General features: G+C 67.0%; 20 protein-coding genes and 1 pseudogene. 15 read left to right on the top strand and 6 right to left on the bottom strand.

Annotated features, from left to right (window positions below):
- Window position 1: 1 nt before the first annotated feature.
- Complete coding sequence (locus tag OG817_RS40820) at window positions 2-706, bottom strand: TetR/AcrR family transcriptional regulator (protein WP_406050335.1); 705 nt, start codon at window positions 704-706, stop codon at window positions 2-4.
- Between the two features lie 183 nt (window positions 707-889).
- On the opposite strand from OG817_RS40820, the gene OG817_RS40825 reads away from it, so the two are divergent.
- From OG817_RS40825 to OG817_RS40835, 3 genes are all read left to right on the top strand, one after another.
- The gene (locus OG817_RS40825; RefSeq protein ID WP_406050336.1) at window positions 890-1,849 is read left to right on the top strand and encodes a hypothetical protein; all 960 of its coding nucleotides are present in this window, start codon (window positions 890-892) and stop codon (window positions 1,847-1,849) included.
- A 1-nt stretch (window position 1,850) separates the two neighbouring features.
- Window positions 1,851-2,567 carry a sortase domain-bontaining protein gene (locus OG817_RS40830; RefSeq protein WP_406050337.1) on the top strand — a complete coding sequence of 239 codons (717 nt, stop codon included), beginning with the start codon at window positions 1,851-1,853 and terminating at the stop codon, window positions 2,565-2,567.
- An 86-nt stretch (window positions 2,568-2,653) separates the two neighbouring features.
- Window positions 2,654-2,890, top strand: a complete 237-nt coding sequence (locus OG817_RS40835; RefSeq protein ID WP_406050338.1) for a hypothetical protein — start codon at window positions 2,654-2,656, stop codon at window positions 2,888-2,890.
- On the opposite strand, the gene OG817_RS40840 is transcribed toward OG817_RS40835, so the two are convergent.
- A complete protein-coding gene (locus OG817_RS40840) occupies window positions 2,879-5,365 on the bottom strand; it encodes a glycoside hydrolase domain-containing protein (protein WP_406050339.1) in 2,487 nt (828 codons plus the stop codon). The genes OG817_RS40835 and OG817_RS40840 overlap by 12 nt on opposite strands.
- A 228-nt stretch (window positions 5,366-5,593) precedes the next feature.
- Between OG817_RS40840 and OG817_RS40845 the strand changes: the two genes are divergently transcribed.
- Window positions 5,594-6,043 (top strand): MarR family winged helix-turn-helix transcriptional regulator, encoded by a 450-nt coding sequence (locus OG817_RS40845; protein WP_406050340.1) that lies wholly within the window; start codon window positions 5,594-5,596, stop codon window positions 6,041-6,043.
- Window positions 6,043-6,225 carry a DUF3099 domain-containing protein gene (locus OG817_RS40850; protein ID WP_131359803.1) on the top strand — a complete coding sequence of 61 codons (183 nt, stop codon included), beginning with the start codon at window positions 6,043-6,045 and terminating at the stop codon, window positions 6,223-6,225. The genes OG817_RS40845 and OG817_RS40850 overlap by 1 nt, the downstream gene beginning before the upstream one ends.
- On the opposite strand, the gene OG817_RS40855 is transcribed toward OG817_RS40850, so the two are convergent.
- On the bottom strand, window positions 6,197-7,132 hold the full coding sequence (locus OG817_RS40855; RefSeq protein WP_406050342.1) for a cation diffusion facilitator family transporter: 936 nt from the start codon (window positions 7,130-7,132) through the stop codon (window positions 6,197-6,199). The two genes, OG817_RS40850 and OG817_RS40855, sit on opposite strands and share 29 nt — an antisense overlap.
- Before the next feature lie 61 nt (window positions 7,133-7,193).
- Here OG817_RS40855 and OG817_RS40860 point away from each other — a divergent pair, with 61 nt between their 5' ends.
- From OG817_RS40860 to OG817_RS40880, 5 genes are all read left to right on the top strand, one after another.
- Window positions 7,194-7,799, top strand: a complete 606-nt coding sequence (locus OG817_RS40860; protein ID WP_406050344.1) for a helix-turn-helix domain-containing protein — start codon at window positions 7,194-7,196, stop codon at window positions 7,797-7,799.
- A gap of 111 nt (window positions 7,800-7,910) precedes the next feature.
- On the top strand, window positions 7,911-9,074 hold the full coding sequence (locus OG817_RS40865; protein WP_406050346.1) for an NAD(P)/FAD-dependent oxidoreductase: 1,164 nt from the start codon (window positions 7,911-7,913) through the stop codon (window positions 9,072-9,074).
- On the top strand, window positions 9,071-10,966 hold the full coding sequence (locus OG817_RS40870) for a 2Fe-2S iron-sulfur cluster-binding protein (RefSeq protein ID WP_406050348.1): 1,896 nt from the start codon (window positions 9,071-9,073) through the stop codon (window positions 10,964-10,966). The genes OG817_RS40865 and OG817_RS40870 overlap by 4 nt, the downstream gene beginning before the upstream one ends.
- Window positions 10,963-11,865, top strand: a complete 903-nt coding sequence (locus OG817_RS40875; protein ID WP_406050349.1) for a dihydrodipicolinate synthase family protein — start codon at window positions 10,963-10,965, stop codon at window positions 11,863-11,865. The genes OG817_RS40870 and OG817_RS40875 overlap by 4 nt, the downstream gene beginning before the upstream one ends.
- Window positions 11,862-12,863, top strand: coding sequence for a proline racemase family protein (locus OG817_RS40880; protein ID WP_406050351.1), 1,002 nt, complete (start codon window positions 11,862-11,864; stop codon window positions 12,861-12,863). The genes OG817_RS40875 and OG817_RS40880 overlap by 4 nt, the downstream gene beginning before the upstream one ends.
- A gap of 7 nt (window positions 12,864-12,870) precedes the next feature.
- On the opposite strand, the gene OG817_RS40885 is transcribed toward OG817_RS40880, so the two are convergent.
- Complete coding sequence (locus tag OG817_RS40885) at window positions 12,871-13,230, bottom strand: UBP-type zinc finger domain-containing protein (protein ID WP_406050352.1); 360 nt, start codon at window positions 13,228-13,230, stop codon at window positions 12,871-12,873.
- 72 nt (window positions 13,231-13,302) lie between these two features.
- Entirely contained in the window at window positions 13,303-13,941 is a 639-nt protein-coding gene (locus OG817_RS40890) for an HD domain-containing protein (RefSeq protein ID WP_396392712.1), read from the bottom strand.
- Window positions 13,942-14,010: 69 nt separating this feature from the next.
- Here OG817_RS40890 and OG817_RS40895 point away from each other — a divergent pair, with 69 nt between their 5' ends.
- Together OG817_RS40895 and OG817_RS40900 are read left to right on the top strand one after the other, a co-directional pair.
- The gene (locus OG817_RS40895; RefSeq protein WP_406050354.1) at window positions 14,011-14,988 is read left to right on the top strand and encodes a GlxA family transcriptional regulator; all 978 of its coding nucleotides are present in this window, start codon (window positions 14,011-14,013) and stop codon (window positions 14,986-14,988) included.
- Between the two features lie 188 nt (window positions 14,989-15,176).
- A complete protein-coding gene (locus OG817_RS40900; protein ID WP_406050355.1) occupies window positions 15,177-15,977 on the top strand; it encodes a class I SAM-dependent methyltransferase in 801 nt (266 codons plus the stop codon).
- Window positions 15,978-16,058: 81 nt separating this feature from the next.
- On the opposite strand, the gene OG817_RS40905 is transcribed toward OG817_RS40900, so the two are convergent.
- The gene (locus tag OG817_RS40905; RefSeq protein ID WP_406050356.1) at window positions 16,059-16,889 is read right to left on the bottom strand and encodes a hypothetical protein; all 831 of its coding nucleotides are present in this window, start codon (window positions 16,887-16,889) and stop codon (window positions 16,059-16,061) included.
- A gap of 77 nt (window positions 16,890-16,966) precedes the next feature.
- On the opposite strand from OG817_RS40905, the pseudogene OG817_RS40910 reads away from it, so the two are divergent.
- The 3 genes and pseudogenes from OG817_RS40910 to OG817_RS40920 all read left to right on the top strand — a co-directional run.
- Window positions 16,967-17,310: pseudogene (locus OG817_RS40910) on the top strand (transposase); the annotation flags it as partial.
- A 618-nt stretch (window positions 17,311-17,928) separates the two neighbouring features.
- The gene (locus tag OG817_RS40915) at window positions 17,929-18,612 is read left to right on the top strand and encodes a WD40/YVTN/BNR-like repeat-containing protein (RefSeq protein WP_406050357.1); all 684 of its coding nucleotides are present in this window, start codon (window positions 17,929-17,931) and stop codon (window positions 18,610-18,612) included.
- 54 nt (window positions 18,613-18,666) lie between these two features.
- A complete protein-coding gene (locus OG817_RS40920) occupies window positions 18,667-20,697 on the top strand; it encodes a hypothetical protein (RefSeq protein WP_406050358.1) in 2,031 nt (676 codons plus the stop codon).
- The last annotated feature ends 72 nt before the right edge of the window (window positions 20,698-20,769 follow it).

Raw genomic sequence — 20,769 nt, forward strand, 5'->3', positions numbered from 1 at the left:
CTCAGGAGAGCTGCCGCGGCCGCAGCCCGACCAGGATGACCCGCAGCCCCGAAGTGAAACGTGCCTCCGGCCCAGCCAGATTCTCGCGGTTCAGGTACGCCGCGAGACTGGCCGCGCCCACCCCCAGTTGGTCGCCGGCCTCGGATGCCCAGTCGGGTTCGCTGAGGCCGCTGCGCCGTACGACGGCCGACCACGCGGCGTCGGTGACTGCGGACCCGATCAGGTAGTGAAAGATCGCCGACATGGCCGAGTCGAGATGCACACCCTTGAACCCGGCCGCCCGCAGGATCGCGAGCACCTGATCGGCCAGCGCCTGGTAGTTCGGCCCGAGCCCCGCATGCGAGGCCAGCAACTGCGGCGCCCAGGGATGAATCCACAGCGCTTCGTACGCCGCTCGCACCACCACGGTCACCTGGTCGCGCCAATCGCCGTCACCGGGTGGGACCAAGGCGTCACCCAGCACCTCGTCGAAGGCGAGCTCGAGCAGGTCGTTCTTGTTGGCGATCCGCCAGTACAGCGCCGAGGTCGCGGCCGTGCCGACCTCCGCCGCCACCCGCCGCATCGAGAACAGATCCAGCCCGTCGCGGTCCAGCACCTTGATCGACGTACGGACGATGTCGTCCCGGCTCAGCGGCGATCTGGTCGCCTCCGGATCGGTCCGCAACCAGACCGATCCGAGCACCGTCTTCTGATCAGCTTCACGCACGAAAACAGTGTCTCACGAACTAACACGATGTTTTTGTGTTAGATCTTCGCGAGGTTTCTTGTGCGTGGGAACTCCGCGCCACCAGACTGCCGAGGTTCCCGGAGTATTCCGGGGATCGCTCCGGGGGGAGCGCCGACGACATAGCCGAGTCGGCTGGTCACTGAGCATGAGTGGGGAAGAGCTGTGAACGAGGCACCGATCGACGTGCGCGCGAAATCGAAGAGCCCGCGAGTGGTCGCGCTGCTCGGTGGAGCCGGCACGCTGGCACTCGTCCTTGGCGGCGTCACGCTGGCCTTGGCTCCGTCGGCCTCAGCCAGCGGTGAGATCATCGACGGCAACCCGACCTGCGAGAACGTGATCTCGGGCTCGACCGAGATCAAGTTTGACGGAGACGATCAGGGCAACCCGCCGATACCGGGCTCGGGCACTGCCGACGGCGTCGAGGTCACTTGGACGCAGCGTACCCTGCAGGCCGACGACCCGGATCACCCCGGCGACCAGAAGGGCGGTCAGGTCGTCGACTTCACCGCCACGGGCGGCGTCGTGCTGGCTGTGCTGGTCAAGGGCGGCCCGGCGGCCAATTACTACAACTACCAGCCGGACGGGAAGACCGAGGACACCGGCCTGCACCCGCCGGTGAACTCGAGCAACGACAAGTACTACGGCGTCAGCCACCTCAACTTCTGTGTCAAGAAGGTGACCCCGACCCCGACTCCGACGCCCACCAAGACCCCTTCGGAGTCGCCGAGCGAGTCGCCGTCGGAGAGCCCGTCGGAGTCGCCGAGCGAGTCGCCGTCCGAAAGCCCGTCCGAGTCGCCGAGCCAGTCGCCCTCGGAGTCGCCGAGCCAGTCGGAGTCCCCGAGCCAGTCGCCGTCGGAGTCGCCGAGCCAGTCGGAGTCGCCGAGCCAGAGCCCGTCCGACTCTCCGTCGGTCACGCCGTCGGACAGCCCGACCAGCACCTCGACTTCGCCGGTCGCGGTTCCGACTGAGGTCGACGCCGGACAGTCCGGTGGGCTCAAGCTCACCTCGGCGATCACCGGTCACCAGAGCGCGTGGGGTATCACCCTGATCATGCTCGGTGGTGTGCTCGTGTTCGCCGGCATCCTGAAGTCGCGGCAGAACCGCGGTCAGCACGCTGCCTGACATGTCCGCACAGCGTCGCCGCCCGGGTCGCGCTCGTTCGTCGTGGTGGACGATCGGGGCCCTGGCGGTCGGCGCCGTACTACTCCTGACCGGCGGCTACCTGCAGCTCAGGACAGACAACAGCACTGACTCCGCCCCAACCGGGACTACGTCCGCCGTGCCGTCGAAACCGTCACCGAAGCCCACCTCGCCGAAGGCGACCACGCCGAAGGCCACTACACCGAACGGCACAGCACCGAAGACCACGTTTCCGCCCGAGGTCCGCAGCACCGCCCCGGCGCGGCCGGGCAACCCGGTGCGGGTGTCCGTCCCGAGTCTCGGGGTCTCCGCCCGCGTGCTGGGGATCCACGCCCGCGGTGGTGCTCTCATCCCGCCGTCCAATCCGCAGCTGGTCGGCTGGTGGTCCGACGGCGCTCAGCCCGGCGCGGCCAAGGGGTCGGCGATCATCACCGGCCACACCGTGCACGACGGCGGTGGCGTATTCGACGACCTCGGCCAGTTGAAGGCCGGAGACGCGGTCAAGGTCACCACAGGCAAAGGGACTCTCAACTACGTGGTCGCGTCCGTGACCACGTATCGGAAGAAGGCACTCGCCACCCAGGCCGCGCAGGTTTTCGACCAGAGTGTTCCGGGCCGGCTGGTTCTGGTCACCTGCGAGGACTGGGACGGTACGGCGTTCCTCAGCAATGCCGTCGTGATTGCGCATCCGAAGAAATGAGTGACCGGCCCCCGTGGGCCGGCCCCTCATCCTGCGATCAGCTGTTGATCCGAGCTGTCAGACCGAAGTTTTGACTGGTCATTGCTGTGTCACGCGACGTCACGCGACCAAGTCGTCCCGGCCAGGACCTCGGTGCGTCGCCGTACACCTTCATCTCACCCGACGCACCGCACCGCCCGCACGACCATCCCCACGACGAGGACATCGCTGCTTTCAGTCTCTGCAAGGTGATCCGGAAGGACTCCGACGACCCGGCATCGCCGTACCACTGGCAGCCGAAGGAGTCCTTCCGGGCGGTCTCTCGCTTCTATCTAGTGCACTAACCCGACCGCGGTGATGGTCGCGATGACGTCGGTGCGCCAGTGCCGGTAGCGGACCGGGTCCTCGGTGAAGTTCCGCTGGTCGGTGACCACGTCGTCGGCCGTCAGCAGCTTGGCGGCGTTCGCCTTCAGCGCGGGTGGCAGATGGGGCTTCGCCGCCACGTCGTGCGACAGCAGCCAGAGCAGGTTGTAATCCTCCATGCCGTCGCGGAAGTTCTCGAGCCGGATCGAGGCCATCGGCCCGGTCGGACCTGGGTAGAACATCGACCCGTCGCCCGCGGTGCCGTTGAACGTCGCCGCCTTCCACGCCGACAGGATGCCGTCGTTCACCAGCAACTGGTTGGCGTGGTCCGAACGGAGCCAACGGTTCGTCGCGTAGTACAGGACGCCCTCGACCCCGGCCTTGTACGACATCGGGCCCATCAGCGTGCGCGAGTCGATCGGCGGGTAGCCGTTGAACCAGTTCGGCAATGGCGAACCGGTGGCGATGTCCGGGTACCACCAGGCCTGGTCGCCGCGGGCCCGGGTCCGCTCGGCCACCGTCTGGTTGTACAGGTCCTGCTGCGGCGCCCAGATGTCGACCAGCCCGGCCAGTCCAGTGTCGACTCCCATCGAGTTGTCCCGCAGCGTGGTCATGATCGGCACGTCCGGGAAGGCGGCCTTGACCGCGGCAAAGGTCTGCTTGGCGGCCTGCAGCAGTGGCCCGTTGGCCTCGTCGAATCCGTAGACGTAGGCGTACTTGTCGACACCGGCAGCGCGGTAGCCGTCCATCGCGGTCCGCAGCTGTGAGATCCAGGTGTCGATCTGCGCCTGCCAGGTCTCCGGCTTCGCCGGGTTCAGCATTCCGGCCCACAGGTAGAAGGCATTGAAGTCACGCAGCCCGTAGTGGTCGCGGATGTAGAGCACGTCCTCGACCGGGGTCGGCACGATCACCGGTCCGGGGCTCGAGGGTATGCACGGGCAGGTGTAGAGCTGGTCCGGCTCGATCTTGTAGTCGTTCAGGAACGACCAGTACGTGTGCTTGGTCGCTTCCTGCGCGGCGGGATCGGTGATCCCGTAGATGTCGTTCACGATCGCCGGCGTGAACTGGAAGGTGGTGTTGAGCTTCGGCCGATCCGGAACGGTCACCGGCCACACCGTCGCCGACACAGTCATCGTCCGGGTGTGCTTGCCGTCCGCGGAGAACGCGACCTTCACCTCGTAGATGCCGGGCCGCGCGTCCGGCGAGGCCTTCAGCCGGATCCAGTACGGCTGGATCGTGTCGGCCGGGACATCCACCGAGGACAGGTCGTCGCGGATCGGGTCCGGCGTCCAGCCGGCGTACGTCGGACGGTGGTACTGGTTCGTCGGCGTCACGTTCAGCGATCCGACCGGGGCCACCGAGGCGGTGAGTGCACCTTGCGGGCCGGACACCGAGGTCACCCGGGCCTGTACGCCGTTGAGCTGCTCGGCGAACGGCAGTACGACGGCCTGCACGTTCTCGTACTCACCGCGAGTCAGCGACACCGACGGCGACGGTCCGGTCGAGCTGAACGGCAGGTCCTTCGGATAGACCAGCGCCATCGAGTCGGCCGACTCCAGCCCGAAGTCCGCATGCTTGTCGTGCGACCGCGCCTGGATGGTGTTCGCCAGCCGCGGCACCGATCGCTGCAACGCCGCGACGCCCGCATTGAACGGCGCGTACTGCGCATACGTCATTGGCCCCGCGGACAGCGCTTGGCGCAACTGGGCGCACTGTGCCGCCGCGGAGTCGACCTGCGCCCGCAGCCGCTCATCGGCAGGCGTGTGGCCGAGTTGACGGTCCATGGTGGCGATCTGATCCGCGAGCTTGGTCAGTACGCCGTTGAAGTCCGACAGCCGGAGTAGTTGCGCCGCAGCCTGGTCGCCGTACGCCGTCTTGTCGTACGGGTCGGTGTCGACGAGCCGGAAAGCGTCGTAGTGGCCGACTACCGTCGTTCCCGCCCTGGGCATCGAGATGCCGATGTAGGCGATCCGGGTGATGTCGACGCCGGCGGCGGTGATCGCGCTCAACCGCAGGTCGACCGGCGTCCAACTGCGGGCGTTGATCTTGTAGTCGACGCCGTACGCCTTGTTGGCCTGGTCCCGGACGGTGATCCGGCCGACGACGGTGTAGTCCTGCTCGGTGAAGAAGTCGAACCCGAGCAGGGTGTGACCGGACCAGTCGCTGACCGGCAGGCTCGGCGTACCAGCGTTGAGCGTGAGTCCCGACGAGGCCGTCGCTCCCGGCGTGCCGGCCGGCGCGATGCTGAACCTCACCCCGGAGGCGCCGTGCGTCGGATCGGCGGTCCGCTCGATCTTGTCGGCCTGCGGCAGGGTGACGGTCGCACCCGTCAGATCGGCATCGGTCTCGAAATCCTGGAACACCCCGGCTGGTACGGCGGCCCGCGCCGTTCCGGCCTGGACCAGACTTCCGGCGACCAATACGGTTGCCGTCAGCAACAACCCGAACTTCCTCACGACCGGCCCCTCTCAGGTAGCCTCACGGTAGGTCGGTCGGATTACGGTCATGGCCATAATCCACCTGGTTGCTCACCGTAGGAGCGAGGATGCCGACTGTCAAGGCTTACTGCTCTGCATCGAAAAGCCTGGCCGGCAGGCGCGATCGGACCGTGGTCTTGTGACTGTTACCGGCGTGCGCGATAGTTGCAGAAGCGGGCTATTCGCCATCGTTCACGTGGAGGCGTCGTGGGACTGCCGGATGATACCGCGGAGGCGCGGGCAGCGGGCTGGCGAACCCTGGCCGCTCTGCACGCCCGGATCGAGGACGAGCTGGAGCGCGCGCTGCAGAAGCAGCACGGCCTGTCCGTCAGTGAGTACAGCGTGCTCGACGTGCTGGCGCGGCAGGACGACTACCACCTGCGGATGAACCAGCTGTCCAACGCGGTCGTGCTGAGTCAGTCGGCCACGACCCGGCTGGTGAACCGTCTGGAGGACCGCAAGCTCCTGCAGCGGTACCTGTGCCCGGCCGACCGCCGCGGCGTCTACACCGAGGTCACCCAGGCCGGCCGTGACCTGCGCGGCCAGGCCCAGCCGACGCACGACGCCGTACTGACTGCTGCTCTGGAGAAGGCTGCTGGGCTGCCCGAGCTGGCTCCGCTGGTCGGTGCTCTGGACAGGCTGGCGATGAAGGTCTGATGGCCCGCAAGTACGACAACCGCAAGCTCTACTACTGGCTGATGGGCAGCTGTCTGGTGCTGATCGGGCTGGCGTGGTTCGTCGTGCGGCTGTTCTCGATTCCGGTCGCGATCGGGATGAGCGCCGTCGCCGCCGTACTGCCGCCGATCGCAGTCATCGTCGCGAACTGGGGTCAGGACTGATCCCAGGGGTGGGATCGAGGTAGAGGTGCCGGACCATCGGGTAGTTCCGGCGTACCTCGAAGTCGACCCGCTCGGCAAGCTGTTCGATCGCAGCGCCGGTGGTCTGCATGTCGGCCAGGTCGACGGTCGCCACCACCAGGACCTGGTCTGGAGCGAGCCGGAGACTGAGCAGTTCGAGGACGCTGTCGATGCCTGGTGTGTCGTTGATGATCGCGCGGATCCGCTGCTGTACGTCTTCCGGCAGTGCCCGGCCGATCAGCATCGCCTTGTTGTCGCGACCGAGTGTGAAGGCGACGACGATCAGCAGTACGCCGATGCCGATCGACGCGACGCCGTCCCACAGGTGCTGTCCTGTGACGACCGAGAGCGTCACGCCAACTGCCGCGATCAGCAGTCCGATCAGGGCGGCGGTGTCCTCGAATGCGACGGTCTTGACTGCTGGTTCGGCGTTTCGCAGGTGCGTGAGCGCCGGCACGCCTTCGTGGCGGGCCTCCCGTCGTACCTGCCTGACTGCCCGCAACCACGACGTACCTTCGAAGATCGCCGAGACTGCCAGGACCGTGTAGATCAACCCGAGTGAGGCGATCGGCTCGGGGTTGATGAGTGCGCGCAGGCCCTCGGCGATCGAGAAACCCGCGCCGAGCACGAGGATGCCGACCGCGGCGAGCAGGGACCAGAAGTACCGCTCCATTCCGTAGCCGAACGGGTGGCGTGCGTCGGCAGGCTTCCGGCTGCGGTGGAGCGCGGTCAGCAGGAACGCCTGGTTCATGGTGTCCGCGACGGAGTGTGCCGCCTCGGCGAGCAGCGCGGTCGAGCCGGAGAGCAGACCGGCGACGACCTTGGCGATCGCGATCGCCAGATTCGCCGCTCCGGCCAGTAGTACGGTCCCGACGGATTCCTCTGCCATCCACCTCGCGTGCCCGCGGGGTGGCTGGGTCAAACCGAGCCCGTGCTTCGTGGCATGTGGCATGCTCCGGGCTGTGGCGGCGATGGGTGCGGGACGGTTGCTCGGGACGAATCTGCGGATGCGGCGGGACGAGCAGGGCATCTCGCTGTCCGAGCTGGCCCGGCGGTCGGGGATCGCGAAAGGGACGCTTTCGCAACTGGAGTCCGGGGCGGGCAACCCGACGATCGAGACAGTGTTCAGTCTGTCGAACGCTCTGGGTGTCCCGGTGTCGGCGCTGCTGAGCGAGTCGCCGAGCGCGGAACTGGTCCTCGTACGGTCGGCGGACATCGACGTACTGTCCGGTGAAGCGATCGATCTGCGGATGCTGCGGCGGCTGGAGAACCCCGGTGGGTTGTTCGAGGTCTACAACCAGGAGGTCCGGCCGGACGCCGTACAGCACTCGGACGGGCATCCTGGGACCGAGCATCACATCGTCCTGACCGGGCGGCTGCGGATCACGGCGCGTGGCAGGACTGAGGAGTTGGGGCCGGGGGACTACCTGGCTTTCCGGGCCGGTGGGCCGCACGGGTACGAGGCGGTGGATGGTCTCGTGCGGTCGGTGTTGCTGCTGGAGTACCCGCCGGACGCGTACCCGATCACGCCGGGCAGCCCGCATCTGCCGGGGTAGTGCATGTTTAGTGCCCAGTGAATGCCTGGTGAGTGCCGGATGGGTGCATTGACCGTGCCGAGGGTGGACGCGTAGGCTCGGTTTCGTTCATTTTACTGAACGGAGAGTCTGATGCCTGGTTCCGCGACACCCGACGTGGTGGTCGTCGGCGCGGGCATGATCGGCGCGGCCTGCGCCGAGGCGCTCTCCGGCGCGGGCGTCCGGGTGCTAGTGATCGATCGCGACGGCCCGGCTGCCGGTACGACGGCCTCCGGTGAGGGCAACGTGCTCGTCTCGGACAAGGAGTCCGGGCCCGAGCTCGAGTTGGCGCTCGCGTCGCGGGCCGAGTGGGACGTCGTACTGTCGCGGCTGCCTGAGCGGGTCGCCGACGTCGAGTGGGAGACCAAGGGCGGGGTCGTGGTCGCGACGACTGACCCCGAGCCGCTGAAGGCGTTCGCGGCCAAGCAGAGGGCGGCGGGGGTCGATGCTCGCGTGATCACGCCGGCGGAGGCCTTTGAGCTGGAGCCTTTGCTGACTCCTCGGGTGACGGTCGGGGTGCACTACCCGGACGATGCGCAGGTCCAACCGGTGCTCGCGGCAACGGCTTTGCTCGCGGCCGTCCGGGACCGCGGTGGTGAAGTGCGCTCGGGGGTGACGGCGCGGGCGGTACGACGTTCGGCGCAGGGACGGGTTGTCGGGGTCGAGACCGATGACGGTGTGATCGCGTGTGGCGCCGTACTCAATGCTTGCGGGCCGTGGGCCGGGTCGTTCAGTGCCGATGCCGGTGCGCCGATTCAGGTGCTGCCTCGGCGCGGGGTGATTCTGGTGACGGCGCCGCTGCCGGAATGCGTTCGGCACAAGGTGTACGACGCGGACTACGTCAGTGCGGTCGGGAGCGGCGACGCCGAGCTGCAGACGTCGACAGTGGTGGAGTCGACGCGGTCCGGGACGATCCTGATCGGTTCGAGTCGGGAGCGGATCGGGTTCGACGACTCAGTCCGGGTGAAGGTGCTGCGTGAGCTTGCTGCGAAGGCGGTTGGGCTGTTTCCCTTCCTGGGCGACGTGCCGGTGATCCGGGCGTACGGCGGCTTCCGTCCTTATGCGCCGGATCATCTGCCGGTCATCGGTCCGGACCCTCGCACGCCGGGTCTGTGGCACGCGACTGGTCACGAAGGTGCAGGCATCGGGCTCGCGCCGTCGACCGGTCGACTGATCACCGAGCTGTTCCTGGGGCTGGCTCCACATGTAGACCCCGATCCGTTCCGCGTCGACCGTCCGGCGGTGCTCGCCTCATGACCGCCTACCTCCGCCCCCGCGACGGCGACCCCGCCCGAGTCGGTACGCCGACGCCCGTCGAGATAACCGTGGACGGCGAACCAGTGACCGCCCTGGCCGGCCAAACAGTCGCCGCCGCGCTGCTCTCCGCCGGCCGAGACTCCTGGCGAACCACCCGCGTCGCCGCACGCCCCCGCGGCGTCTTCTGCGGTATCGGCGCCTGTCACGACTGCCTCGTCATAGTCAACGGCACCCCTGACATCCGAGCCTGCCAACGCACCATCCAGCCAGCAGACACAATCACAACCCAAACAGGCGCGGCCCTACCCCAACCTGCAGACGGGCAGCGGACAGGCGGAACGCGAGCCACCTCCGACGCGCAGCCTCGGGAGTGGGCAGGCGGGGCATCAGCCACCTCCGACGCGCAGCCTCGGGCGGATCTCGCCCCGGCGTCGTCCCGTCCCGCTTCCACCTCGAATGTCCCGCGGGTGGCTGACGTGGTTGTGGTGGGGGCTGGGCCGGCCGGGATCGCCGCAGCTTTGGCGGCTGCGGATGGTGGTGCGTCGGTGACGTTGATTGACACCGGGCGGAGTGTGGGCGGGCAGTTCAACCGGCAACTGCCCGTGGAATTCGGGGCTCGGCGGGCCGGCCGGTTGCAGCACGGGTGGAAAGGATTCGTCGCGCAGCGGGATCGGCTTGCGGGGCATGAGCGGATCACGCATCTCGCGGAGACGTCCGTGTGGGCGATGGAAGGGCTCCGACTGTGGGTGCAACAAGGACCAGCGGACAGCGTCGGGCGGCAGGTCTTCGCGGTTGACGCGAGGGCGATCGTCCTGGCCACAGGTGCATACGATCGCGTACTTCCCTTCCCTGGTTGGGATCTGCCAGGGGTCTACAGCGCCGGCGCCGCACAATCGCTGGCCAAAGGGCAACGCATCTCCATCGGCAAACGCGTACTCGTCGCAGGCACCGGCCCGTTCCTCCTACCGGTAGCGGAATCGCTGATCGGCGTCGGCGCCGAGGTCGTCGAGCTACTCGAGGCCAACACCCTGCGAACAGTCCGCCGCGGCTGGCTCACCAACCCACTAGTTGCCTCTGGCAAATTCCGCGAGGTCCTCGGGTACGGCACGCTGCTGGCGAAGCATCGCATTCCGCTCCGGCACGGCTGGACCGTTGTCGCCGCACACGGCACCGATCACGTGGAGGCCGTCACCGTCGTACGGCTGGACGACTCGTGGCAGCCGATCACGGGCTCCGAGCGACGGATCGAGGTCGACGCGGTATGTCTCGGCTTCGGCTTCACGGCTCAACTCGAGCTCGCAGTCTCGGCCCGCTGCAACCTCACGACCGGTCCGGACGGGGGCTCAGCAGTTGTCGTCGACGTCCACCAAGAAACCACCACTCCGGGGGTGTTTGCCGCCGGTGAGCTCACCGGAATCGGCGGCGCGGACCTAGCGGCTGCCGAAGGTCGAGTGGCCGGTGCGGCTGCCGCGCTTCACGCGGGAACTGATGCGCCAGGACCGCCCGGTGCCCGGGCAGCCGCAGAGCGCGCGGACCTGGCAGGCGCGGTGGAGGCGCGGGAAGCCGTCGTGCGCGGGCGACAGTTTGCGGAGGTGTTGGCGCGGGTCTATCCAGTGCGAGACGGGTGGCGAGCGTGGAGCACGGCCGAGACCGTGGTGTGCCGGTGTGAAGAAGTTACGCGCGGAGAGATCGAAGCGGCTGTGGCAGGACGTGGTGTGCAGGACGGCCGGGCGCTCAAGCTCAGCAGCCGGGCCGGGCTCGGGATGTGTCAGGGACGGGTCTGTTCGCGGACCGTCGGTGCGCTGGTTGGTGCACCGGAATCATCGATGAAACGACCGATCGCCGTGCCGGTGAGGCTGCGGGATCTGGCAGAAGCTCAGGAGGATCTGTGACGGAGAAATTGGAAGGCGTGATCGTCGCCACCGCGTTGCCGTACGCCGAGGACGCGTCGGCGCCGGCAGGTTTGCGTCCGGACCTGGACAAGTACGCCGAGCACTGCCGGTGGCTGGTCGACAACGGTTGCCGTGGAGTAGGCCCGAACGGCTCCCTCGGCGAGTACTCGTCACTCACCGACGACGAGCGCCGAGCCGTCGCCCGCACTGCGATCGAGGCCGTCGGCGACGATGGCATCGTGGTGGTCGGCGTACACGGCGTCGGTGCACACCAGGCGCGCGCGTGGGCGGAGCGGGCGGCCGAGGACGGTGCAACCGGCGTACTGTGCCTGCCGCCGACCATGTACCGCGCGAACCGCGGCGAGGTGATCCACCACTTCACCGAGGTCGCGAAGGCCGGTCTGCCGGTGATGGTCTACAACAACCCACACGACACGAAGGTCGACCTGACCCCGGACCTGCTGGGCGAGATCGCGCAGATCGAGAACATCGTCGCGGTGAAGGAGTTCTCCGGTGACGTCCGCCGGATCCTCGAGATCCGCGAGTTCGCGCCGGACCTGGCCGTCATTGCCGGCGCCGACGACCTGACCCTCGAGGCCTTGCTGATGGGCGCGACCGGCTGGTTCGCCGGATTCCCCAACGTGTTCCCGAAGGAATCGGTCCGCTTGTTCGACCTCGCCGTACAAGGCAAGCTGGAAGAGGCGCGGGCGCTGTACGAACCGCTGGTCGCCGCGTTCCGGTGGGACTCGCGGACCGAGTTCGTCCAGGCGATCAAGTACGGCATGGACTACGTCGGCCGGTACGGCGGTCCGTGCCGCCCGCCGCGTGGACCCCTGGTGCCCGAGCACCTCGCCCAACTGGAGCAGGACATGAAGAAGGCCGTGGAGTCGCTGCGATGAGGTCCGTCCGGACCATCAGCGCGATCGACTCGCACACCGAGGGAATGCCGACCCGCGTCGTCACCGGCGGGGTCGGCGTCGTCCCTGGTGCGACGATGGCCGAGCGGCGCCAGTACTTCATCAAGCACCTGGACGACCTGCGGTTGTTCCTGATGAACGAGCCACGCGGACACTCGGCGATGAGCGGCGCGATCCTGCAACCGCCCACCCGGTCCGACGCGGACTGGGGCGTGCTGTACATCGAGGTGTCCGGCCTGCTGCCGATGTGTGGCCACGGCACGATCGGCGTCGCCACCGTGCTGGTGGAGTCCGGCATGGTCGAGGTGACCGAGCCGGTCACCAAGGTCCGCCTCGACACCCCGGCCGGCCTGGTCGTCGTCGACGTTGCCGTCAGCAACGGACGGGCCGAGCACGTGACGCTGCGCAACGTTCCGTCGTACAGCCATGCACTGGACGCGACGGTGGAGGTTCCGGGGCTCGGGAAGGTGACCTACGACCTCGCGTACGGCGGCAACTTCTACGCGATCCTGCCGCTGGAGCAGCTCGGCCTCCCGTTCGACCGGGCCGAGAAGGACCGGATCCTGCAGGCCGGGCTGGACATCATGGACGCGATCAACGCGACCGACCGGCCGGTGCATCCGCTCGATCCCGGGATCAACGGGTGCAAGCACGTGCAGTTCACCGCGCCCGGTCTCGACGGGGCAGACTCACGCAACGCGATGGCGATCCACCCGGGGTGGTTCGACCGGTCGCCGTGCGGGACGGGTACGTCGGCCCGGATGGCGCAACTGCATGCCCGCGGTGAGCTCGCGCTCAACACCGACTTCGTGAACGAGTCGTTCATCGGCACCCGCTTCACCGGACGCCTGATCGAGGAAACCACGGTCGGCACGCGGCCGGCCGTCGTACCAACCGTTACCGGCCGAGCGTGGATCACCGGAACAGCCAACTACCTACTCGACCCCGACGACCCGTTCCCCGCCGGCTTCGTTCTCTAGCCCGGCGCTAGTTGAGGTGGTTCTGCCAGTCGGGTGGGACGTTGCCGCCCGGCGTCGGCTGGTCGACCGGGTGGGACTCCGGCGGTGCGAGCGCGGGACCCTCGTAGTACTGGGATTCGCCGTAGTGCCAGAACCAGTCCTCGCCCGGCTCGAAGCTGCGCACGATCTGGTGCCCGGTCGTGGACGCGTGAGCCGATGCATGCTGCGCAGGGGAGGAGTCACAGCACCCGATATGTCCGCACTGCGCACACCGACGCAGGTGAAACCACCAGCCGCCAACCTCCAGACACTCCGCGCACCCGGTCCCGCTCGGAGGAACCGTGCTGTCGATTCCTGGTGTCCCAGAACTCTCCGTCATACCCCACATCCTCGCCTGCCCACCGCCCCCAAACAAGCAGCCCCAGGCACGCCCGACCCGTCCGCCGAATGTGCCTCGGATCTACTCGGGCCAGTCGGAGTTCTTGATCACGTCGACGAAGTCGCCGCGGTGGAAACCGGGGACGAAATGCTCCAGGACGTCGGCCTTGACGTTCCCGAAGGTCGTCTCCGGCCGGTCCTTGATGCCGTCCGTGAACGCGGCCAGGATCCGGCTCTTGAAGTCCGGCCGCGGATGCGCCGCGACCACGGCCGTCCGCTGCTCGTCAGTGATCGCCAGATAACCGATGCCGAGGACATCCAGTTCCACACCGCGAGTGACGAGCGCGATCTCGGCCGCCATGTGCAACGGGATCTCCGGGGTCGTGTGCAGAGCGATGGCGGTCCAGACCCGATCGGCCGGCTCCCCGGTGACGCCGTGCGCCTGCAGGAACCGGCGCGCTTCATCGGCGCCGTCGATCTCGAACCGCTGGTCGGTACGACGGAACCGGCTGGTCAGACCGAGGTCGTGGAACATCGCGCCGACGTACAGCAACTCCGGATCGAACTCGAGGCCCTGCTCCTGGCCGCGCAACGCACCGAACAGGAAGACCCGCCGCGAATGATCGAACAGCAGCGGTGACGCCACCTCACGAACCAGTTCGGTCGCCTCGCGGGCCAGGGCGCTGTCCGGGATCCGTACTCCGGCGATCTCTTCACTCATCGTCGTTCTGCCTTCCTGGTGTGGCCTCGTCTGTGCGTCCAGATTCGCCGGAGTGGCTACGCTGGTGCCATGTCCAGAACGCCACATGAACCACAGATTCGGACACATCGGATCGCCTTGGTGGTGTTCGACGGCGTGACCCTCCTCGACGTCAGCGGCCCTCTCGAGGTCCTTCACCAGGCCAACCGCAACGGCGCCCGGTACGAGTCGACCCTCGTCTCCCCAAGAGGCGGTGACATCGCGACATCCTCCGGTCCGACCCTCGCCGCCACCACAGCAGCAGCCGGGGCAGGTCCCTTCGAAACGGTGATGGTCGCGGGAGCCGACCACCTGGTCGATCGAGTGCCCGACGACCTCCTCGCCGCGGTTCGCGCTCTCGCGGATCAGGCCGGCCGGGTGGCGTCCGTGTGCACGGGTGCCTTCGTACTCGCAGCACTCGGGCTCCTGGACGGCCGGAGCGCCACGACCCACTGGCGCCATGCCCAGACCCTCGCGCGCCGCTATCCATCAGTGCGTGTCGAACCGGACGCGCTACACATCCACGACGACCGGTACGTGACCTCGGCCGGCATCAGCGCCGGCATCGACCTGACCCTCGCCCTCGTCGAGGCGGACCATGGCGCAGAGGTCGCTCGCGAGATAGCCCGGGAGCTGGTCGTCTTCATGCAACGACCCGGCGGTCAATCCCAGTTCTCCACAGCGATCGCAACCCCACCACCTCGCAGCGATCCACTCCGGGCAGTGACCGAATCTGTGGTCGCCGACCCCGCCGCTGACCACAGCCTGCCCACCCTGGCCGCGTCGGCTGCCCTTAGCCCGCGGCACCTCACTCGCCTGTTCCACACCGAGTTCCACACCACGCCGGCCCGGTGGGTCGAACGCGTACGTCTCGACCGAGCCCAGCAACTCCTCCTCGACGGCCACAGCATCACCTCAGCCGCCCGGCTCAGCGGCCTCGGCAGCGACGAGACCCTCCGCCGAGCCTTCGCCAGACACCTCGGTACGACGCCCACCGAGTACCTCCGCCGCTTCCGCGCGGCCGGCTGACCAGGATTCCGAGAAGAGGACAAAAGCTGGCCGCTTCCTGCGCCGGACTCGACGGCCTGACGCAGACAACGCAGCAGCTCCCTTCGCCACAGAAATGCAGACAAGAACCACCAACCGCTGAGCGAGACGGTTGATGGTCAGGCGGTCAGCGAGCAGTTCGTAGTCGTGCGAACCCATACTGTGGTCGGGTGGAGACTGACGCCTGGGCTGGTTTGGTTGACCAATTCGCCGATGGGGCCTACGCCACGGTGAAGGGGCGGGTGCGCACGTACGTGATGCACCAGCAGCTGCTGGAGCATCTGCCACCGCCTCCGGCGACCGTGCTCGACGTCGGCGGCGGCGCGGGCCATCAGTCGTTCCCGTTGGCGCGAGCCGGGTACGACGTGACGCTGCTCGATCCATCACCCGCGATGCTCGACAAGGCGCGTCAGCGACTCGAAGGCTTGCCCGCTGACGCCCAGCGACGGGTGACGTTCGTGGAGGCTGACGGTGCGCATGCCGATGAAGCGGTCGGCGGTCGGCGCTTCGAGGCCGTCCTGTGCCATGGGGTGCTCGGGTACCTCGAGCAACAGGAGCCGTTGCTCGACCAGCTGTGCCAATGCGCTGCTCCCGGTGGCATCGTCTCGATCATGGCGGGCAACGCCAACACGTCCGCGGTGCGGCCGGCCATGGAACGGCGGTGGGGCGACGCTCTGGCAGCATTCGACGCCACGGAAGAGATCGGAGTACTGGGACTCCTGACTCGAGCCCACACGGTGGAGCAGCTCACCGACCTCCTGCGAAGCCGGGACGTGGAGGCTCTGCGCTGGTACGGCGTATGGCTGTTCGTCGACTGGCTCGATTTCGCCGGAGCCGAGCTCGACCCCAATGACACGAAGCAACTGGAAGCAACAGCCGCAGTAGAACTCGAAGCCGGCCGCCGAGACCCCTACCGCCAACTCAGCCGAATCTTCCACCTCGTCGGCCGCAAAGGGGCTCTTCACAGTTGAGGGTGTAGAAGCCTTCTCTCACCATCAGCTGATCAACCAAACCAGTCGGGGCCGGTCGGTAAAGGACCGGCCCCGTTCTGATCAGTACGGGATCGGCTTCCACTCGACGTTCTGGCCCGCGTTGAGGTCGTCGGCGACCTCGTCGTGCATGTCGCGGATCTTCAGGCCGATCTGGGCGGCCTGGTCGAAGACCTCCGGATCCAGTTTCGATCGGTGCCACATGTCGACCATGTACTTCCGCGTCTTCAGGTACGTCGTATAGCGGTCGTGATGGTCGTCGTCGAGGCCGAGGGCGGCGAACACGGCGATCCGGTCGCCATCCGGCTTGGCCTCGCGGAAGAACCAGGGCCACCGGTCCTCGCTTTGCGGTTCGGGCGTCACCCACCAGGGGAAGCTGAGCAGCTTGCCGTTGCCGCTGTGCGTCGTGCGCAGACTCCACACCGCCAGATCGCCCGGCCTGGTCTTCACATAGATCGTCTTGCCGGTGGTCAGGTCAGGTTCGTTGTGCGACTTGTGCCGCAGGTTCAAGCCACCCGTGTGCCTGGTGTGATTCTGCAGGTAGATCCCGAACCTGAGGATCGTGTAACGGCCCTGCCAGTCCGGCGCGTTCGCATCCTTCCGGTCCGCGTTGTCCTTGTGGTAGCCGTGCTGGCCGGAGTTGATTGTGAAGGAACTGTCACCGGCGTACATGATGTCCTCGGAACCAAGCAGTTGCCTGGCCACCTCGACCATCTTCCCGTCCAGGATCGCGTGCCTCATCAGCGGCCGCGAGAGTAGCTCGCCGCTCACCCCCTTCGACGCGTTCGCGCCGTCACGAAACTTCTGCACCTCCTCCGGGGTGTACACCCCACGCAGAATCTGCCACCCGTTCTCCCAGAACGCCGGCACATCCACTGAAATCCGCTCAGCCATCACCATCTCCTCAAGCCCGCCCACAGGAACACGAGCAGCCTTAACCCACAGACCCCCTCAGCGCTAGACCGGAGTACCTATTAATTCTCACTGGCGTCCGCGACGGCACCGGCCCAGCCCGGCTGCTCGACATGGTCGAGGGCCGCTCCAAGCAGGCCTTCAAGACCTGGCTCGCCGAGCGGCCCGAGTCCTGGCGCCAGGCGGTCGAGGTCGTCGCGATGGACGGTTCACCGGGTTCAAGACCGCCACCACCGAGGAACTGTCCGACGCGGTCGCAGTCATGGACCCCTTCCACGTCGTCCGCCTGGCCGGCGACGCGCTCGACCAGTGCCGCACACCGGAGCCGGCCACGGCGTCCCGGCCGCACTGGCCGAAGTCATCACACACCAGCTACATCGCCAGATCGCTCCTGGATACCGGCGGATTCAGACCCCGGCCACACCCTCGATTGCGTTGAGCCCGCAAAGGCCCGACCTGACGGCGACTATCGACTGCGCGTATCCGCCGCTGTAATGTGATCGTAAAGCGGCGGTTTTCTGGTGCGGCACGGCCGAGGAATCAGGAAACCGACCGGGGGGCGCAAATGTCGAAATTGACAGGTATCTCTCTACCTCAGCAGATTGATAGTTCTTCAGACCTCATGGCGGCCCCAGTTGCTGAGGCAAGCCGGCCGAGCATGTGGCGTGCCAGGTAGACCGGCCCTCAGCACTGACGGACAGCTGTCATCGGAGGAGCCATGTCGTCCTGGCGTTTCATGCAAACAATTCCTTCAAGTCTCATCGGCATCGACGTCGTCAACCGCGATGTTGTGTGGGCCTCCGGCGGTTTTGACGGCCCTGACGAATCCGGCAGTCCGGGACTGGTTGTCCGGACGTTGGACGGAGGACAGTCCTGGGAGAATGTCACTCCTCCCGACGCCGGTCGCCTGACCTTTCGTGATGTCCGCGCTTTCGGCCGCGATCACGTCCTCGCACTGGCGTCCGGTGAGTCCCAAGGTTCGAGGATTTATCGGACCGTCAACGGCGGAGCGACCTGGCGGTTGGTGTTCGAGAATTGGGAGAAGGAGGCGTTCTACAACGGCATCGCGTTCTTTGATGCGGTTCACGGTCTTGCGATGAGCGACCCGGTCCGGGGCACATTCCGTATCCTGCTCACGGACGACGGTGGATGGACCTGGAAAGTCGCACCCACCAAGGGAATGCCCGACGCTCTGCCCGGCGAGTTCGGGCGCGCGACTGGGACCTGTCTGGTCACCAAGGGTCCTCACGACGCCTGGTTCGGCACCCAGCCGTCGGACGCCAACGCTCGCGTGTTCCATACCGACGATCGTGGTCGCACGTGGTCGGTGGCAGACACCCCGATACCCGGTGACCCAGAGTTCGGCATCGCTTCATTGGCCTTCTGGGACACCAGGCACGGCTTGGCGCTCGGGGGTGGCGACCCTTCCTCCAACAAGCCGAGCGTGGCTGCGAGGACCACCAATGGTGGCAGGACCTGGAGGCGGGTGCGATCGCTGGCCGGATTCCGTCTCAACATGGCCGTGGTTCCATCGAACCGGCGCGACACCGCCGTGGCCGTTGGCTTCACGGGCAGTGACATCACCACCAACGGCGGGCGCACCTGGCGCCGGTTCGACCAGAACGACTTGCGCGGTGTCAGCTGCACAGAAGACGCCTGCTGGGCCGTAGGCAAGGACCTCAAAGCCGCCGAGCTACTGCGATGAATGCGGTCGCCATGTACGGCAGTCGCCGCGACGCTGATCGGATCGGGACAGGTCATGGTCGTTCCTGAGTTCTACGTCAGCCCACCGCCGCCGGGAGTCGATCCCGTGCCGGAGGGGTCGGGCACGCTGGAGGACCCCTACCACCTGATCGCGCAGGGCATCACCGCGGCGGCCGGTGGCGGTTTCGTGTACCTGCGTGGCGGGACCTATGTGGAATCGATCAATCTCACCGGAGTGGAGGGGAGCGACTCGGTCAAGATCGTGGTCAAGCCGTACAAGCTCGAGCGGGTGACCATCGACTCGACGGTCGCCCAGTTCCGTGGGGCATCGTTCGCAACCGACTGGCAACCCGTGGCAGGGCAGCTTGACGAGTATGAATCGACGGCTCAGTTCGAACCGTCGCCTGAGGACGGTTCCATGGTGGTCCGCAAGGGCGCGTTTCTGAACGCGGGGCGGTACACGCGGCTGATCACCTACGACCGTGTGGAGGACCTGCGGTCCCCGAACCAACTGTGGCCGGACGCCAAGGAACTGGCGGAGAATCCGGACCAACTCGGGCCCGACGTGTCCCACGAGCAGCTCACCGACAAGGACAAGTCGTTCAAGCCTCCTCGGTACCGGCCGTTCGTGTACATGGGCCCCGGCATCTGGTTCGACGAGAGCGCCGAGGGGCGCAGAGTCCATATCCGTCTGTCGCACACCTCCAACGGGATCGACGGATGGCCGGACTACACCGGGAAGACGGACCCACGGCAGCTGCGCCTCGCCCTGTCCACTGCCGAGAGTCACGTCCTGCGGCTGGTGACCTGCGAACACATGGTGTTCCAGAACCTCACCCTGCGGTTCGGTGACGAAGATACGGTCCGGCTCCGGAACTGCACCGACATCACCTTCGACCACGTTCGGGTCTGGGCAGCCAGTCGCGGGATCCGGCTCCAGACCGAGTCAGACGAGGCCAACACGGACATCGAGGTCAAGCACTGTCTGATCGACGGCGGCCTCCCGACGTGGTTCTTCCGCAGCGACCGCAAGGACGAGTACAGGTTCCGCCCGGCTCCGGATGCTGCCGTGGTCCGGAACCGGCTTGGCGCCTCCACCGGTGGGGTTCTGCTGTCCTCGGACGAAGGTGCCCTGCGCGTTGCGGTGCACCATTGCGAGATTGTCAACGGCCATGACGTCTCGGTCGCTTTCGGCGATCAGACGCGCTTCCACCACAACTGGGTGCACAACATCAACGACGACAGCATGATCGTGGCCGGCGTACCAGGGACCAAGGATGCAAGGATCTACCAGAACGTGATCACGCAATGCCTGACGGCGTTGAGCTTCGCCGGTGGCGGTGTCGGACAGATCTCCATCTTCCGGAACCTGTTCGACATTCGGCGTCCGACCTTGGGAAACCGGCCGCGCAAGCAGACAGAGCAGCGATCGTTGCGTTACGGCCAGTTCTACAAGGACGGCAAGGACGAAGGACCGTTCGACCTGTTCCACAACACCTGCATCGTCCTCGACCCCGGGGCGGTCGGCGCGGCGCGCGAGGAGATCGCGCTCACCGGCTTCGGCCACTACAAACCGCTGGGCCCTGCTGGTCGACGGAGGGCGTACAACAACATCTTCGTTGCGGTGTACTCGAAACCGGGCGAGGCCAGGACGATCGCTTTCCTGCCACCGAGCGAGTTCGCCGGACCGACGGATGGGAACACCTACCACCGCTTCGGCACCGGCCCGGAGGAGAAGTTCTTCGTGACGATCGCAGGCGATACCGACCACTTCGACCAGTACCCGGACCTTGCTGATTACGTGCAAGCCGAATCGCCGCAGGAACAGAACGGCCAGTCGAACGACCCCGCGTTCAAGTCGCTCGACACCCCCGGTTCGCCACAACCAGGCGACGACCTGCGACTGAAGGCGGAGAGTACCGCCCGCGACAGCGCCGTGCCGCTGCCCGACGAGTTGCAAGAGATGGACATCGAGGCAGGTGGGTTCTGGTTCCGGCCCTCGCGGGACCGAGGCTGCTACCGCCACCCGGCGGACCGGATGCGGGTGGGCGTCGACGGCCGGCGGAGGTTCCCACCGCTCACCTAGGTGGAGCGGTGGGGTCGGCCGGGCGGAGTTGAACGAAGGCGCCACGATCTGTCACAGATCAGTCACTGTGGG

The organism is Kribbella sp. NBC_00889 (assembly GCF_045207705.1).
In the GTDB taxonomy this organism is placed as follows: domain Bacteria; phylum Actinomycetota; class Actinomycetes; order Propionibacteriales; family Kribbellaceae; genus Kribbella.